The sequence below is a fragment of the Amycolatopsis saalfeldensis genome (genome assembly GCF_900110575.1).
GTDB classification, from domain to species: Bacteria; Actinomycetota; Actinomycetes; order Mycobacteriales; family Pseudonocardiaceae; genus Amycolatopsis; species Amycolatopsis saalfeldensis.
Window position 1 is genome coordinate 697237 of record NZ_FOEF01000001.1, and the last position, 13377, is coordinate 710613.

Here is a 13377-nt window from a genome sequence, read left to right on the forward strand (position 1 = left end):
GTGCCCAAGCGGTTGTTCGCGCTGCTGACGACGATGCTCGCCGGCGCGGCGCTCGCCACCGGCAGTGCGAGCGCCGGCCCGTCGATCGTCGGCGGCACCGCCGCGGACCAGCCTTACCCGTTCGTGGTGTCGCTGCACTCCTCGTCGGGATCGGTCTTCTGCGCCGGTTCGCTGATCGCGCCGACGTGGGTCGCCACGGCCGCGCACTGCGTGTACGGAAAGGACCCGGCGACGGTCGCGCTTCGGCTGGGCAGCAACGAAAGCGACCAGGGCGGGGAGACCGCGCAGGCCGCGGAGTTCATCGTGCACCCGCATTTCAACGTCAAGACGCAGACCGGCGACCTCGCGCTCATCCGGCTCACGGCGGCGGCGCAGACGACCCCGATCGCCCTCGGCACCACCGCGGCGCCGGGCGCGGCGGCCCGCATCCTGGGCTGGGGCCAGACCTGCGCGGCCCCGAACTGCGGCCCGCTCGCGCCTTCGCTGCAACAGCTCGACACACATTTGGTCGAGGGCTCGAAATGCACCGCGGCTTTCGACGGCACCGCCGAGCTGTGCACCGACAACCCGGACGGCAAAGCCGGCTCCTGCTACGGCGACTCCGGCGGCCCGGAGCTGACCCGCGACGGCGACCACTGGACGTTGATCGGCCTCACCAGCCGCCCCGGCAACGGCTCCCCGACCTGTGCGACGGCGCCGTCGATCTATACGTCCGTGGTCGCCTACGCGCCGTGGATCGCGGAAAAGACCGGCTGAGTCACTCGGCGTTGCTGGAGTGGCCCGGGAACAGGTGCGCTTCCGGGTCCAGCGCGACGGCGATGTTGTTCACCGCGGTGGCGGCCTCGCCGAAGCCGGTCGCGATCAGCTTCACCTTCCCCGGATACGCCGCGACATCGCCGGCCGCGTAGACGCGAGGCCGCGCCGTCGCCATCGTCGAATCCACCGAAATGGCGCGGTGGTCGATCTCCAGCCCCCAGCTCTCGATCGGGCCGAGGTCGGCCGTGAAGCCCAGCGCGGCGACCACGGCGTTGGCCGGGAGCTGTTCGCCCTCACCGTTTTTCACCGCCACCTCCACCGCCGCGAGCTCGCCGTCCGGTGCCTCGACGAAGCGCGTCACCTCGGCGTCGGTGATCATCCGCACGCCGAGGCCGCGGACCTCGCGCACGATGGACTCCGCCGCGCGGAACTTCGCGCGGCGGTGCACGAGAGTGACACTCGCGGCGATCGGGTGGAGCGCCAGGCACCAGTCGAACGCCGAGTCGCCGCCGCCGACGACGACCACGTGCTGGCCCGCGTGCACCTGCAACGACGGGACGAAGTGGACCATGCCGCGGCCGAGCCAGCCGTCGCCCGCGGGCAGCGGGCGCGGGGTGAACTCGCCGATGCCCGCGGTGATCAGCACGGCGCCCGCGCGCAGCACCTCGCCGCCGTCGAGGGTCAGCTCGACCCCGCCGTCGACGCTTTCCAGTTTCTCCGCCTTGCGGCCCAGCAGATACGCCGGCTGCCACGGCTCGACCTGGTCCACCAGGCCCTGCACCAGGTCACGGCCGCGGACCGCGGCGAACCCGCCCACGTCGAAGATCATCTTCTCCGGGTACATGGCGGTGACCTGGCCGCCCGGCTCGGGCAGCGAATCGACCACGGCCATCGACAGGCCGCGGAACCCCGCGTAATAGGCCGCGAACAGCCCCGTGGGCCCGGCTCCGATGATGACGAGGTCGTACGACGAATCCATGAGGCTCGCTCCAGCCAGTGGTGGGGTGGCGGTGATCGAGAACACTTCGAGGATATACAGCGTGGCTTGCCACTCGGTTGAGGGCGGCGGTGGGGAGGAAGGCGGAGCTAGTCCGACCGACTGGGTGATTTCCGCGAACCGCGTGTGCGACGCCACCCCGCCACCGGCGCCGAACAGGGCCAGAATCGGGGGTATGGCTGAACAGGAATACCGGATCGAACACGACACGATGGGTGAGGTCCGCGTCCCGGTCGACGCGCTCTACCGCGCGCAGACGCAGCGTGCCGTGGAGAACTTCCCCATCTCCGGCCGCGGTCTCGAGCGCGCCCAGATCCGCGCGCTGGGCCTGTTGAAGGCGGCCGCCGCGCGCGTGAACGCCAAGCTCGGCGTGCTGGAGCCCGAAGTCGCCGAAGCCATCGCCGCCGCCGCGAACGAAGTGGCCGACGGCAAGCACGACCGGCACTTCCCGATCGACGTCTTCCAGACCGGCTCCGGCACCTCGTCCAACATGAACGCGAACGAGGTCATCGCGACGCTCGCCACCCGCGCGCTGGGCCGCGAGGTGCACCCGAACGACCACGTCAACGCCTCGCAGTCGTCGAACGACACGTTCCCGACGACCATCCACGTCGCCGCCACGGAGGCCGTGCTCACCGACGTCGTCCCGGCGCTGGAGCACCTCGCGGGCGCGATCGAAACGCGGGCGCGGGAGTGGGCGGACGTCGTGAAGTCCGGCCGCACGCACCTGATGGACGCCGTGCCGATCACGCTCGGCCAGGAGGCGGGCGCGTGGGCCGCGCAGGTCCGCTTCGGCGTCGAACGGCTCCGGTCCGGCCTGCCGCGGCTGGGCGAGCTGCCGATCGGCGGCACCGCCGTGGGCTCCGGCCTGAACGCGCCGGACGACTTCGGCGCCGCCGTCTCCGCCGAGCTCGCGGAGCTGACCGGCCTGCCGCTGACCGAGGCGCGCAACCACTTCGAGGCGCAGGCGACGCAGGACAGCGTCGTCGAGACCTCCGGTCACCTGCGCACGGTCGCGGTGTCGCTGAACAAGATCGCGAACGACCTGCGCTGGCTGGGCTCCGGCCCGCGCACCGGGCTGGCCGAGCTGGCGCTGCCGGACCTGCAGCCCGGCTCGTCGATCATGCCGGGCAAGGTCAACCCGGTGATCCCCGAGGCGACCCTGCAGGTGGTGGCGCAGGTGATCGGCAACGACGCGGCGGTAGCGTTCGCGGGCGCGGCGGGCAACTTCCAGCTCAACGTGAACCTGCCCGTGATCGCGCGCAACGTGCTCGAATCCGCGCGGCTGCTCGCGGCCGTCTCGCGGCTGCTGGCGGACAAGGTGTTCGACGGCGTCACCGCGAACGTCGAGCGCACGCGCCAGTACGCCGAGGGCTCGCCTTCGATCGTCACGCCGCTCAACAAGTACATCGGCTACGAAGCGGCGGCAGCGGTCGCGAAGCAGGCGCTCAAGGAGATGAAGACGATCCGCGAGGTCGTCCTCGAACGCGGTTTCGTGCGGGACGGCAAGCTCACCGAGGCCCAGCTCGACGAGGCTCTCGACGTGCTCCGCATGGCCCGGGGCGGCAAGTAACCGGCTCGGGATCTTCCCGCTGAATTCCCGGTTCGAGCAGGTGCTTTGTTCCTGATCGGGCGATGGACGAGCGGAAATTGTCGGTGCCCGGGGTCATGATGTCGGGGTGCTGCTGACCGAGATCGTCACCGCGTCCGCCGAGCTGGCGGCCACCCGGTCCAGGAAGGCGAAGACCGCCACCCTGGCCGCGGTGCTGCGCGCCGCCGAGCCCGCCGAGCTGCCCGCCGTGATCGCGTACCTCACCGGGCAGACGGCGCAGGACCGCCTGGGCGCGGGCTGGCGCACGCTCGCGGACCTGGCCGCCTCCCCCGCGGCGGCGCCCGAGGTGAGCGTCGCCGAGGTGGACGAGGCGCTGACCGAGGTCGCCGCCGCGTCCGGGGCGGGATCGGTGAAGCGGCGGGCCGAGGTGCTCACCGCGTTGTTCACCCGGCTCACCAAGGCCGAGCAGGAGTTCCTGTTCCGGCTGGTCACCGGCGAGCTGCGGCAGGGCGCGCTGGAGGGCGTGATGGTCGACGCGATCGCGGCGGCGGCCGAGCTGCCGGCGGCGGACGTGCGGCGCGCGTTCATGCTGTCCGGCCGGCTGCCGGTCACCGGCCACGCGGCGCTGACCGGTGGCGCGGCGAGGCTCGCCGAGTTCCGTCTGGCGCTCGGGCGGCCGATCCGGCCGATGCTGGCCTCCCCCGCGGAATCGCTCGAAGAAGCGGCTTCCGAGCACGAACACGCGATCGTCGAGTACAAAATGGACGGTGCGCGGATCCAGGTGCACCGTCAGGGCGAGGAAGTGCACGTCTACACCCGCACGCTGCGGGAGATCACCTCGAGCGTGCAGGAGCTGGTCGACCTCGTGCGGGCGCTGCCGTGCGAGTCGGTGGTGCTGGACGGCGAAACACTGGCCCTGGCCGACGACGGCAGGCCGCGCCCGTTCCAGGAGACGATGAGCCGTTTCGGCAGCACGCGCGAGGAGCAGGTGCGCGCGCTGCTGCTGCGGCCGTACTTCTTCGACTGCCTGCACCTAGACGGCGTCGACCTGTTGGACGCGCCGCTGTCGGAGCGCAACGCGGCACTGCGCCGGGTCGCGGGCGAGCACGTCATCCCGGGTCAGGTGGAGCCAGCGGACCCGGCCGCGGTGCTGGCGGCGGCGATGGCCGCGGGCCACGAGGGCGTGATGGTGAAGGACCTCGCCTCGCCGTACGCGGCGGGCCGGCGCGGGCGGGCCTGGCTGAAGGTGAAACCGGTGCACACGATCGACCTGGTGGTGCTCGCGGCGGAATGGGGGCACGGGCGCCGCACCGGCACGCTGTCGAACCTGCACCTCGGCGCCCGCGACCCGGACGGCGGCCCGCCGATCATGGTGGGCAAGACCTTCAAGGGCATGACCGACGAGCTGCTGGCCTGGCAAACGAAGCGGTTCCAGGAAATCGAAACCCACCGCGACGACTGGACCGTCCACGTGCGACCGGAAGTAGTCGTCGAGATCGAACTCGACGGCGCGCAGATCAGCCCCCGCTACCCGGGCGGCCTGGCCCTGCGTTTCGCCCGCGTCGTCCGCTACCGCCCAGACAAGACCCCCACCGAAGCCGACACGATCGACACCGTCCGCACCCTCCTCCGCGGCGACCGCCCAGGCGAGGAGGGCTGACTCTGGACGCACCCAGCCCTGGCGCACCTGCTGCCTGAGCGCTATGCCGCATCGGCCTGCTTCGCCCGCCGCCGACCGACGCGCACCGGCCAACACCTCAGCACGGGCTCACACTCCCGGCTCGACCCCTGGGTAGGTGCCAGCCACGCTCACGGCCGCCACGGCAGCGGTCCTCCGCAGCTGCGGCCAACCGCACTGGCGCCTGACTACGGCGACAGCCGCGGCCAACGCGGCGCACTCGCCAAACCAGGGGTCGACCACCGGCCCACGGGCCCGGCGCGCTCTGCAAACAGGAGCCGGACCATCACCCTTCCCGGACCGGGAACGCTGTCCGCCAAGTCCTTCGGCATGCTCCGAAGAGACAAGCCGGACCGTCGCCCCACCGGCTTGCTCGACCTTCCCGTCGCCTAACCTCCCGACCACTCTCGACCGGCAAACCTCCCTGTCGCCCAGTCGCCCGGCGCCACCCGACCTCGCGGCCAGACAACGCACGCCCTGTCACCCGGGCGTTCCGGAGTCAGCCGCGGACGCGGCGGAAGGCGTTGAACGGGTCGTTGATCCCGGCTTGGGCCAATGCCCGCCAAGCGCTTCGGCCGCGGGCGACGGGCTTGCCCGCCGCCACGCGGTGGATTTGCTGGGTGTGCCACTGGATTTCGAGCAGGCTGTCGGCCAGCCGGATGCCGGTGCGCGGACAGAGTCGCTCGGCGCGGGCGTCCTCGCCGGCGAGCAGGCGCGCTGGCAGGCTCGGGTCGACGGTCAGGGGCCGGCCGAGGCCGATCAGGTCGAGGGCGCCTGAACGCAGGGCTTCCGCCATGCCCTCGGCAGTGGCGAAGCCGCCCGTCACCATGAGCGCGACGTCGGAGACCTGGCGTGCTTTGGCCGCGTAGTCCAGAAAATACGCCTCACGGCGCGCGGTGCTCTCGCGGCCGGAGCCCATCATCACGGCCTTTTCGTACGTGCCGCCGGAAATCTCCAGCAGGTCGAGGCCCGCGTCGCCGAGGGCGCGGACGACCTGGAGCGACTCGTCCTCGCCGAAGCCGCCGCGCTGGAAGTCCGCACTGTTCAGCTTTACCGACACCGGCACGGAATCACCCACCGCCGACCGCACGCGGGCGACCACCTCGAGCAGGAAACGGCTTCGATCACGGCCCCACGCGTCGTCGCGGAGGTTCGTGAGCGGCGAGAGGAACTGCGAGATCAGGTACCCGTGCGCGCCGTGCAGCTGCACCCCGTCGAAGCCCACGTCGACGAATGTCTTCGCCGCCAACGCGAACCGGTCGATGATCGCCTCGATCTCGTCGCCCGTCAGGGCTCGCGGCGCGGCGAAAGCGGTCCGCACGCCGCGATCGCCGAAGGGCACCGCGGACGGCGCGACCGGCTGCCGCGAAAGGAACCGCGGGCTCTGCCGCCCGGGATGGTTGAGCTGCACCCACAGCCGCGCTTCGGTCCCGTCGACGCTGCGCGCCCACGGCCGGAAGACGGCCGGGTCCGGCACGACCGGCAGCGCGACGTTGCGCGGTTCGCCGAGCGCGGCCGGATCGACCATCACGTTGCCGGTCACCAGCAGGCCCGCACCGCCGCGCGCCCAGGTCCGGTACAGCTCGGCCAGCTCCGGCGTCGGCCGGTTGCGACGGTCGCCGAGCTGCTCGCTCAGCGCCGACTTCGCGATCCGGTGCGGCAGCACTGCCCCGCAGCGCAGTTTGAGCGGCTCGGCCAGCAGTTCCCGGGTGGCTGTCATCGCGGTCCCGTCTTCGCAGCGAAACTTACCGGCAGTAGGCTACCCGAAAGTAGATACCAGCGGTATCCCAACTGGGCGCTAGGGTCTGCAGACCATGACGGCGATAGTGCAGAACCTGGTCACGTCGGGTGTTTTCGAACTCGACGGCGGCAGCTGGGAAGTCGACAACAACGTCTGGATCGTGGGCGACGACGCCGAGGTCATCGTGATCGACGCGGCGCACGACGCCGCCGCGATCGCCGAGGTCGTCGGGGACCGCGAACTGCGCGCGATCGTCTGCACCCACGCCCACAACGACCACGTCAACGCCGCGCCCGAGCTGGCCGCGCGCACCGGCGCGCCGATCCTGCTGCACCCGGCCGACCGCGTCGTCTGGGACCTCACGCACCCCGGCCGAGCGCCGGACGGCGAGCTGGCCGACGGCCAGGTCGTCACCATCGCGGGCACCGGCCTCACCGTGCTCCACACCCCGGGCCACGCGCCGGGCGCCGTCTGCCTCTACGCGGCCGACCTCGGCGTGGTCTTCACCGGCGACACGCTGTTCCACGGCGGCCCCGGCGCCACCGGACGGTCCTATTCGGACTACCCGACCATCGTGAAGTCCATCCGCGAGCGCCTTTTCACCCTGCCCGACCCGACGGAGGTCCACACCGGGCACGGCGAGGGCACCACGATCGCCGACGAGAAGGCGGGCTCGGCGGAGTGGCCCGAGGCCTGAGGGCCCGCCACACCAGGCACCTGAGGAACGGTCAGACGACCTAAGGAAGCAACCGGGGCGCCACCGGTTCGACGCGCACCTTCACCTTGGCCTCTGCCGCAAGCGTTTGCGCCCAGGCCTGCAAGCCCTCGACGTCGACGCCGTGCGGCGGCCGCGCGCGGAACGGCTCGATGTTCGCCGCGCCGCGCTCCAGCAGGGAGGCCGCGCCCGCGCCGTTGCCGCGGGCAGCGTGGGTGAGGCCGACCGCGAGCTGCGCCAGGCCCCGCCACAGCTCGCGCTCGGGGCCGTCAGTCGACTTCCACGCGTCCTCGAAAACCTCGTGGGCGTGGAAGGGCTTGCCCTCGTCCAGCAGCCGCTGGGCTTCGGTCAGGGTCTCCTCCGGGGTGCGCACGACGCCCTCGGGTTGACGCTCCACGCCGTCGGCGCCGTAGGGCAGCGGCCGCCCGAGGCCGTCGCGGGGGCGTGCGTTGCGGGCACGCCCGGTGTCGTCGCGGTCACGGCCGTTCATAACGGCATTGTTCCACGGGCCAGGCCTGGTTCGCGTCCCGCGCGCGAGCCACGTACCGTGGGAACACGTGCGCTTTCTGGATGGGCATGTGCCCGCTCACGACCTGACCTACGACGACGTGTTCCTGCTGCCGAACCGTTCCGACGTGGAGTCCCGCTTCGACGTAGACCTGTCCACTGTGGACGGCAGCGGTGCGACGATCCCCGTGGTGGTGGCCAATATGACCGCCGTCGCCGGACGGCGGATGGCCGAAACGGTGGCCCGCCGCGGCGGGCTCGTGGTGCTGCCGCAGGACGTCGACACCGCCGCGGTCACCGAAATCGTGGCCTGGGTCAAGAGCCGTCACCCGGTGTGGGACACCCCGCTCGTGCTGACCGGCGGCGACGCGGTGGCCGACGCGCTCAACCTCGTGCACAAGCGCGCCCACGGCGCTGTGGTGATCGTCGACGGCGACGGCAAGCCCGTCGGCATCGTCGACGAAGCGGCCTGCGCGGGTGTCGACCGCTTCGCGCGCCTCGCCGACGTCGCGCAGCCCGCGGCCGTCGCCGTTCCGCTGGACACGGAGCCGCGCGAGGTCTTCGAGCAGCTGCACGCCCACGGCGCCCGGCTCGCGCTCGGCCTCGATGCCGAAGGCCGCCTCGCGGGGGTGCTGACCAGCGTCGCCGCCCTGCGCGCCGGCATCTACACGCCGGCCGCGGACGCCGACGGCAACCTGCGGGTGGCCGCGGCCGTCGGGGTGAACGGCGACGTGGCCGCGAAGGCCGAGGCCGTGCTGGCCGCGGGCGTCGACACGCTGGTGGTCGACACCGCGCACGGGCACCAGGAGAAAATGATCGCCGCGCTCAAGGCGGTCCGCGCGGTGTCGCCGCGGGTTCCGGTGGTGGCCGGCAACGTCGTCACCGCCGAGGGCACCCGGGATCTGATCCACGCGGGCGCGGACATCGTGAAGGTCGGCGTGGGCCCCGGCGCCATGTGCACCACGCGGATGATGACCGGCGTCGGACGGCCGCAGTTCTCGGCCGTCGCGGAGTGCGCGGCCGCCGCGCGCGAGCTGGGCAAGCAGGTGTGGGCCGACGGCGGCGTGCGGCACCCGCGCGACGTCGCGCTGGCACTGGCCGCCGGCGCGTCCGCCGCGATGGTCGGCTCCTGGTTCGCCGGCACCCACGAATCGCCCGGCGACCTGCGGTTCGACGAGCAGGGGCGGCCGTACAAGGAGTCGTTCGGCATGGCGTCCAAACGGGCCGTCGGCGCCCGGACGCGCACCGACAACGTCTTCGACCGCGCCCGAAAGGCCCTGTTCGAGGAGGGCATCTCGTCCTCGCGCATGGCGCTGGACCCGAACCGCCCTGGCGTCGAGGACCTGCTCGACTCGATCTGCGCGGGCGTCCGCTCGTCCTGCACGTACGCGGGCGCGCGCACGCTGGAGCAGTTCCACGAGCGTGCGTTGCTGGGCGTGCAGTCCGCCGCCGGCTTCGCCGAGGGCCGTCCCCTCCCGTCCGGCTGGTGAGGACTCGTGAGTGTTCAGGACCGTGAGAACCGCCTGAACACTCACGAGTTCCCCAGGGGATCAGCCGTGGTCCTCCAGCATCTCGGTGACGAGCGCGGCGATCGGCGAGCGCTCCGACCGGGTCAGCGTCACGTGCGCGAACAGCGGGTGGCCCTTCAGCTTCTCGATCACCGCCGAGACGCCGTCGTGCCGTCCGACGCGCAGGTTGTCGCGCTGGGCGACGTCGTGCGTGAGCACCACCCGTGACGCTGTGCCGAGGCGGGAGAGCACCGTGAGCAGCACGTTGCGCTCCAGCGACTGCGCCTCGTCCACGATCACGAACGTGTCGTGCAGCGAGCGGCCGCGGATGTGCGTCAGCGGGAGCACCTCGAGCATGCCGCGGTCGAACACCTCGTCCAGCACGTCCTGGCTGACCAGCGCGCCGAGGGTGTCGAACACCGCCTGCGCCCACGGCTGCATCTTCTCGCTCTCGGAGCCCGGCAGGTAGCCCAGCTCCTGGCCGCCGACGGCGTAGACCGGGCGGAACACCACGACCTTGCGGTGCTGGCGGCGTTCCATCACCGCCTCGAGCCCGGCGCACAGCGCCAGCGCGGACTTGCCGGTGCCGGCGCGGCCGCCGAGGGAGACGATGCCGACGTCGGAGTCCAGCAGCAGGTCCAGCGCCACCCGCTGCTCGGCCGAGCGGCCGTGCAGCCCGAACGCCTCGCGATCGCCCCGCACCAGCCGGATCCGCTTGTCCGCGGTGACCCGCCCCAGCGCGCCGGTGCTGCCGGCGAGCAGCCGCAGCCCGGTGTGACAGGGCAGCTCGCCCACCTCGGCGAGGCCGAACTCCACCGGGTCCACCGAGTTGCCCGCGAACAGGGCGTCGACCAGCTCCTGCGGCACGTCCACGTCGGTCATGCCGGTCCAGCCCGACGGCGTGACCTCCTGCGCGCGGTACTCGTCGGCGGCGAGGCCGACGGCCCCGGCCTTGACCCGCAGCGGGATGTCCTTCGTCACCAGCGTCACCGGCACCTTCTCCACGGCCAGGTTCAGCGCGCAGGCGAGGATGCGGTGGTCGTTGGAGTCGGTCCGGAAGCCGACCGGCAGCACCGAGGGGTCGGTGTGGTTGAGCTCCACCTGCAGCGTGCCGCCGTGCTCCCCGATCGGGATCGGCGCGTCGAGCCTGCCGTACTGCCGGCGCAGGTCGTCGAGCAGCCGGAGCGACTCACGGGCGAACCAGCCGAGCTCGGGGTGGTGACGTTTCGCCTCCAGTTCACTGATGACGACCAGCGGGAGGACGACCGCGTGTTCGGCGAACCGCGTCACCGCCCACGGGTCGGAAAGCAGGACCGACGTGTCCAGCACGTAGGTGGACACACCTGGGGTGGGCGAGATCGAGGCTTTCTCCGGGCCAGGGGCACCGGTCGAAGAACGGCCAGAGGCCTTGCGGGGTGAACGCTGCGCAGTCACGACGGCATCTCCCTCGAGGGCGTGTGCACCCCACGCCCGCACTCGCTGGGCCGGGCACCTCCCTGGCTGGGTCCGCTCCTCCTGACGCCGGCTGCGTCAGGCGATGCGGCCACGAGGGCCGGGTGCCGGCCCCCTCGTGCATCTCGTGGACGGCTGAGCCGCCCCCTCGATCAACGCCACGACCAGGGCCTCCCGCGAGGACCCGCACGGAACGCGTGCCCTCACTTCCGGAAGGTACCTACGTCCGGGCGATCGTGCAGGCAGCCACACAGGTGATTCGCCAATTCGTCATCTCACCGTGGGTCGCCCGACATCAACACCCCGTGACATCACGCTGGGTGAGCACAATGGCATTCGGGTGATCACGCGTCAGTATGATCTTCGGGAAATTGTCACGGAACGGGGTTGGAAGAATCCAGGAAAGCTTGTACCACGGGGGCGGCGGAAATGCATTTCGCATACTGGACACTGACCCGGACCGGGTGAACCCGCCTATTTGCGGCTCACACAATGGGAGTACCGGGCACTCATTACGGGCCGCTCGGGGGTAATTTTCTCACTGCGGGACACACCACCGGATCGTTCGGTGCCCGAGATCCCAGATTATCTACCTAGGAGTGTGCGAAGTGCTGAAGAAGGCTGGAATTGTCGCCGGTGCGGCCGCGGGCCTGATGATGCTCGGCGGTACGGCGTTCGCCGCGCCGGCAGCCCACACCCCGGACCCGACGTTCGGTGACGCATACGCGACCTTCATCGAAGGTGGCGGCGCGCTGGGCTACGGCGCGGCTTCCCTGGTCGCGGGTGCCTACACGGGCATCGCCACCACCCCGGCGCTGATCGCCCACTCGCTGGAGCACCACGGCCACTGACGTGGGTTGAGACAAGGGCCCCGGAGTTCGCTCCGGGGCCCTTGTTCGTGCCCGGGATCCTTCGTGCGAGGTCAGGCGCCGAAGCGGCGGTGGCGCCAGGCGTAGTCGCGAAGCGCGCGAAGGAAGTCGACCCGGCGGAATGCCGGCCAATACGCCTCGGTGAACCAGAATTCCGAATGCGCGGACTGCCAGAGCAGGAATCCGGAAAGCCGCTGTTCACCGGAGGTCCGGATAATGAGGTCCGGATCCGGCTGCCCCGAGGTGTACAGGTGCTCGGAGATGTGGTCGACGTCGAGTATTTTCGCCAGCTCGCGGATCGAGGTGCCCTCGTCGGCGTGCTGGAGCAGCAGCTTGCGCACGGCGTCGGCGATCTCCTGCCGCCCGCCGTAACCGACGGCGACGTTCACCTCCATGCCCGGCCGGTCCCCGGTGCGGGCCGCGGCGGCGGTGAGTTTCTGCGCCACCTCGATCGGCAGCAGGTCCAGCGCACCGACGATGCGCAGCCGCCACGGCGCCTCGGGGGCCGCGAGCTCGTCCGTGACGTCGGTGATGATCTTCAGCAGCGGTGTGAGCTCGTCCGGGTCGCGGTTGAGGTTGTCGGTGGACAGCAGCCACATGGTGACCACTTCGACCTCGGCCTCCTGGCACCAGCTGAGGAAGTCGGCGATCTTCTTGGCCCCGGCGCGATGCCCGTCGGCGACGTCGGTGAAGCCGGCTTCGCGCGCCCACCTGCGGTTTCCGTCGAGCATGATGGCGACGTGCCGCGGATGGCTGTCCGCGGCCTGCTGGATCAGGCGGCGGCCGTAGACGCTGTAGACGACGTCGGACATGAAGGACCTGATGCTCACGTCAGCTGAGCGTACGCACCCCTGAGCCGGACGTGTGACGCGCCACGGGAGGTGGCGAAAAACCTACGGTCCCGTAACCTGGCTGAGTGAGCGTGACGACCGAACCCCCACCGTCCGGCCCTGCGCCCGTCGACACCCGCCCGCGCCTGCGCGGGCACATCCACTTCTGGTCCTTCTTCGGCGCGGTCGCCGGCGCCGCGGCGCTGATCAGCCTCGCCGCGTCGACCGTTTCGCCGCTCGCGGCGCTGGCCACGTCAGTCTACGGGCTGACCGTGCTGGGCCTGTTCGGCGTGAGCGCCCTGTACCACCGCCGGCTCTGGAGCCCGCGCGCGTACAAGTGGATGAAACGCGCCGACCACTCGATGATCTTCTTCTTCATCGCCGGCACCTACACCCCGTTCGCCCTGCTGGCCATGTCCCAGCCCACGGGTTACATCGTCTTGGCGGTCGTCTGGGGCGGCGCGGTGCTGGGCGTGGGCATGAAGATGCTGTGGCCGCACGCCCCCCGCTGGCTCGGCGTCCCGATCTACATCGCCCTGGGCTGGGTGGCGGTCTTCGTGATGCCCGAGCTGGGCCACCACGCCGGCGTCGCCGCCCTCGTCCTCCTCTGCGTCGGCGGCCTGTTCTACACCATGGGCGCGGTCTTCTATGCCGTGAAGTGGCCGAATCACTGGCCGAATACCTTTGGGTACCACGAGTTCTTCCACGCGTGCACGGTGCTGGCGGCGGTGTCGCATTACATCGCGATCTGGCTGGCGATGTACGCCTAGCT

At 71.2% G+C, this 13377-nt stretch carries 12 protein-coding genes; 7 read left to right on the forward strand and 5 right to left on the reverse strand.

Annotation, left to right across the window (positions count from 1 at the left end; genetic code table 11):
* Nucleotides 1-756, forward strand: coding sequence for a S1 family peptidase (locus tag BMY97_RS03155; RefSeq protein WP_245787113.1), 756 nt, complete (start codon nt 1-3; stop codon nt 754-756).
* Nucleotide 757: 1 nt separating this feature from the next.
* On the opposite strand, the gene BMY97_RS03160 is transcribed toward BMY97_RS03155, so the two are convergent.
* On the reverse strand, nt 758-1735 hold the full coding sequence (locus BMY97_RS03160) for an NAD(P)/FAD-dependent oxidoreductase (RefSeq protein WP_091612098.1): 978 nt from the start codon (nt 1733-1735) through the stop codon (nt 758-760).
* 193 nt (nt 1736-1928) lie between these two features.
* On the opposite strand from BMY97_RS03160, the gene BMY97_RS03165 reads away from it, so the two are divergent.
* Together BMY97_RS03165 and BMY97_RS03170 are read left to right on the forward strand one after the other, a co-directional pair.
* Entirely contained in the window at nt 1929-3326 is a 1398-nt protein-coding gene (locus BMY97_RS03165; protein ID WP_091612101.1) for a class II fumarate hydratase, read from the forward strand.
* Between the two features lie 106 nt (nt 3327-3432).
* Nucleotides 3433-4965: an ATP-dependent DNA ligase gene (locus BMY97_RS03170; protein WP_091612104.1), complete on the forward strand. Its 1533-nt coding sequence runs from the start codon at nt 3433-3435 to the stop codon at nt 4963-4965.
* Nucleotides 4966-5482: 517 nt separating this feature from the next.
* Here BMY97_RS03170 and BMY97_RS03175 read toward each other — a convergent pair.
* On the reverse strand, nt 5483-6703 hold the full coding sequence (locus BMY97_RS03175; protein WP_091612106.1) for an NADH:flavin oxidoreductase/NADH oxidase family protein: 1221 nt from the start codon (nt 6701-6703) through the stop codon (nt 5483-5485).
* Nucleotides 6704-6797: 94 nt separating this feature from the next.
* Between BMY97_RS03175 and BMY97_RS03180 the strand changes: the two genes are divergently transcribed.
* Nucleotides 6798-7421 carry an MBL fold metallo-hydrolase gene (locus BMY97_RS03180; RefSeq protein ID WP_091612109.1) on the forward strand — a complete coding sequence of 208 codons (624 nt, stop codon included), beginning with the start codon at nt 6798-6800 and terminating at the stop codon, nt 7419-7421.
* A gap of 40 nt (nt 7422-7461) precedes the next feature.
* On the opposite strand, the gene BMY97_RS03185 is transcribed toward BMY97_RS03180, so the two are convergent.
* Entirely contained in the window at nt 7462-7929 is a 468-nt protein-coding gene (locus tag BMY97_RS03185; protein WP_091612112.1) for a DUF309 domain-containing protein, read from the reverse strand.
* Nucleotides 7930-7996: 67 nt separating this feature from the next.
* Between BMY97_RS03185 and guaB1 the strand changes: the two genes are divergently transcribed.
* The gene (gene guaB1, locus BMY97_RS03190; RefSeq protein ID WP_091612114.1) at nt 7997-9436 is read left to right on the forward strand and encodes a GMP reductase; all 1440 of its coding nucleotides are present in this window, start codon (nt 7997-7999) and stop codon (nt 9434-9436) included.
* A 60-nt stretch (nt 9437-9496) separates the two neighbouring features.
* Here guaB1 and phoH2 read toward each other — a convergent pair whose 3' ends face one another.
* On the reverse strand, nt 9497-10888 hold the full coding sequence (gene phoH2, locus BMY97_RS03195) for an RNA 5'-3' helicase PhoH2 (RefSeq protein WP_177231147.1): 1392 nt from the start codon (nt 10886-10888) through the stop codon (nt 9497-9499).
* 626 nt (nt 10889-11514) lie between these two features.
* Here phoH2 and BMY97_RS03200 point away from each other — a divergent pair.
* The gene (locus BMY97_RS03200; protein ID WP_091612912.1) at nt 11515-11757 is read left to right on the forward strand and encodes a hypothetical protein; all 243 of its coding nucleotides are present in this window, start codon (nt 11515-11517) and stop codon (nt 11755-11757) included.
* Between the two features lie 71 nt (nt 11758-11828).
* On the opposite strand, the gene BMY97_RS03205 is transcribed toward BMY97_RS03200, so the two are convergent.
* Nucleotides 11829-12587, reverse strand: coding sequence for an isoprenyl transferase (locus tag BMY97_RS03205; RefSeq protein ID WP_091612117.1), 759 nt, complete (start codon nt 12585-12587; stop codon nt 11829-11831).
* Nucleotides 12588-12691: 104 nt separating this feature from the next.
* Here BMY97_RS03205 and trhA point away from each other — a divergent pair, with 104 nt between their 5' ends.
* Nucleotides 12692-13375, forward strand: a complete 684-nt coding sequence (trhA, locus tag BMY97_RS03210; RefSeq protein WP_091612120.1) for a PAQR family membrane homeostasis protein TrhA — start codon at nt 12692-12694, stop codon at nt 13373-13375.
* The last annotated feature ends 2 nt before the right edge of the window (nt 13376-13377 follow it).